At 36.9% G+C, this 2,274-nt stretch carries 3 protein-coding genes; all 3 read right to left on the bottom strand.

What is annotated here, in order from left to right:
* Window positions 1-1,071: RelA/SpoT family protein (locus CEX73_RS00590; RefSeq protein ID WP_146643222.1), on the bottom strand; the 1,071-nt coding region annotated here is incomplete at its 3' end.
* Window positions 1,072-1,091: 20 nt separating this feature from the next.
* Window positions 1,092-1,367, bottom strand: coding sequence for a DNA-directed RNA polymerase subunit omega (gene rpoZ / locus CEX73_RS00585; RefSeq protein WP_101626690.1), 276 nt, complete (start codon window positions 1,365-1,367; stop codon window positions 1,092-1,094).
* 55 nt (window positions 1,368-1,422) lie between these two features.
* Window positions 1,423-2,058 carry a guanylate kinase gene (gmk, locus tag CEX73_RS00580; RefSeq protein WP_101626691.1) on the bottom strand — a complete coding sequence of 212 codons (636 nt, stop codon included), beginning with the start codon at window positions 2,056-2,058 and terminating at the stop codon, window positions 1,423-1,425.
* Window positions 2,059-2,274 lie beyond the last annotated feature (216 nt).

Genomic DNA, 2,274 nt, shown 5'->3' with positions numbered 1-2,274 from the left:
GCGTAGGGTGCTAATTTGTGTAGTAGTTTTTATGTCTCTTTGTTCTTTATATCTCCAGTGTGCCGTTACCCCCATTTCCGCCATAATATCCATATCCTCTGTACGTATTTGTACTTCTACTGGTAAACTATGAGGTCCAATCATAGATGTATGTAAAGATTGATAGCCATTAGCTTTGGGAATAGCAATATAATCTTTTACTAGACCAGGACGTGGCTTATATAAACTGTGCATTTGTCCCAATACTCGATAACAAGTATCAACTTCGTTAACTATTACTTGGAAGGCATACAGATCTATAATAGAGTAGCAGCGTTGTTTTTTCTGGTGTATTTTGCAATAGATGGAATAAAGATGCTTTTCTCGTTTACTGATACGGCAGTGGATGCCAGCATCTGTTAACTGCCCTTCTATCTCTGTAATAATTTGTTTTATTAGATCATAATGGTTACCACGTGCAGTGTTGACTATATTCTGAATAATACGATAGCGGTTGGGGTACACTGCCTCAAAACCTAGCTCTTCTAACTCTGTTTTTAAGTAATAAATCCCCAGGCGATTAGCTAGTGGACTATATATTTCTAGTGTTTCTCGTGCAATACGGCGTTGTTTATCTGGGCGTAAAGCGCCTAAGGTACGCATATTATGCGTTCTGTCGGTTAACTTAATTAATACTACCCGTATATCTTGTATCATTGCTATGATCATCTTGCGAAAATTTTCTGCTTGTGCTTCTTTTTTATTTCTGAATTTAAGATGATCAAGTTTGGATACACCTTCTACTAGTTCGGCAACACTTTGACCAAATAATTTTTTCATATCCTGGTAAGTCGCTGGAGTATCCTCAATGACATCATGCAATAGCGCTGCCATCAGTGTTTCATAATCAAGATGCATCTCGGCTAGAATACAGGCCACAGCAACAGGATGGGTAATATAAGGCTCACCACTAGAGCGTGTCTGACCATCGTGAGCATCACGAGCAAAAAGATATGCCTGCCTGAGTCGTTCAATTTGCTCTTCTGGCAGGTAACTTTGAATCAAAAGATTTAGATTGTCAAAAAAATACAAGGTAGGTAAATAACCTGCTGTTAACGAAAGCCTTCAGTCATTGCGGTTAACGCCTGAACTTTAGCGGTTTCCTGTTCTTTTTGCTCTTGGATCTCACATAAATCCAGAATCTGATTACTAATCAGACCTTTTTCTATTTCACGCAGGGCAATAACGGTATCTTTATCATTTTCTTCCGGAACTAGTGGGTCTTTGCCGCTCATCTGAATTTGACGAGCTCTACGCGCTGCTACCAGCACTAGGTTAAATCTGTTACCAATTTTTTCTACTGCGTCTTGTACAGTTACGCGTGCCATAAGTTACTCCATAGATACATTTTAAGATCAGATATGACTGGGTATGCTGCTAAAACTAATTAGAATCTACTAATAATTTGCTTATTAAACAATTATAGCGTAATTGTTGACGCTTTAGCTGCAGACGCTCAGCGCTAATAATCGTTTTTAAATCGCACAATGCGGTATAAAAATCATCATTGATAATCAAGTAATTATACTCTGTATAATGAATCATTTCAGCCACAGCTTGAGCTATACGTTGTGCAATAATAGATTCGTTATCTTGTCCACGACTACGTAAACGGCGATCTAGCTCTTTTTTTGACGGCGGCATGATAAATATGCTTCGTGCCTCAGGTATAATGGAACGAATCTGTTGTGCGCCTTGCCAATCTATATCGAGAAAAACATCAATGCCATTTGTTAAATTCTGCTGAATATTTTTACGCGAGGTACCGTAATAATTATTAAAAATAAGTGCATGTTCTAAAAAAGCATTCTGAGCTATCATATACTGAAACTCTTCAACTGAAACAAAATAGTAATGTTTACCGTGTACTTCTCCTGGGCGCATGGGACGGGTAGTATAAGAAATAGAGATTTGTGTTTTGTATAGCGATAATTGCTGGGTTCTCAGCAATGCGTGGAGAAGGCTAGATTTTCCTGCCCCACTGGGAGCAGAAATAATATATAGCATGCCATGAATAATCATGAAATTAAAATTTAATTTCAGCTAATATTAATATGAGGGAAAAAAATTAGTTGTAATTTCATCTGTATATATTATTAATATTAAGGACATACGGGTTTGAATTATTGCTCACCCGTATTATCCTTTGTTTTTATTGATAAAACTTATGATAACTAAACTATAGTAGTATAGCTTCAATTACGATTGAAGTATGTCTTTATAGTTTTATTCTAT

This window comes from Candidatus Palibaumannia cicadellinicola, assembly GCF_002855795.1.
Lineage (GTDB): Bacteria > Pseudomonadota > Gammaproteobacteria > Enterobacterales > Enterobacteriaceae > Baumannia > Baumannia cicadellinicola_C.
This window is presented reverse-complemented; position numbering and strand designations above follow the sequence as displayed.